This window comes from Bacillus sp. SIMBA_074, assembly GCF_046534555.1.
GTDB classification, from domain to species: domain Bacteria; phylum Bacillota; class Bacilli; order Bacillales; family Bacillaceae_G; genus Bacillus_A; species Bacillus_A mycoides.
In genome coordinates this window covers 1-335 of sequence record NZ_JAWRYM010000235.1, presented here as the reverse complement: position 1 = coordinate 335, position 335 = coordinate 1, and the positions used below count along the sequence as shown (strand labels likewise).

Below are 335 nucleotides of genomic sequence, written 5' to 3'. Positions count from 1 at the left end.
CTGCAGTATATGATTGGACCTCTTCGTCATTTGAATCAACGAAGGATATTTGTCCATTCGGAGATTCCAAAACAGGATTTCTTTCTTCCATGATTTTTTCCACTAGTTCACTAACGCTTTTATTTAAGTATTCTTTTTTGGAGCCACCTGCCACTGCAATGTAAGTATCCCTGTCACAAATCATAACTGGGTTTCCAAGGCTATCATAAAGTGCTTCTGCATATTCTCTTGCAAAATCTCCTAATTCACTAATAGGAGAATATTTCTTTAAGATGACTTCTCCGTCTCTGTCTACAAAGATTTCCAATGGATCCCCTTCACGAATACGGAGGGTC

General features: G+C 38.5%; 1 protein-coding gene. It reads right to left on the bottom strand.

Going from position 1 to position 335, the window contains the following annotated elements; translation table 11 throughout:
• The coding region (locus SB773_RS30650; RefSeq protein WP_410593991.1) for a stage V sporulation T C-terminal domain-containing protein at positions 1 to 335 on the bottom strand (335 nt) is incomplete at both ends.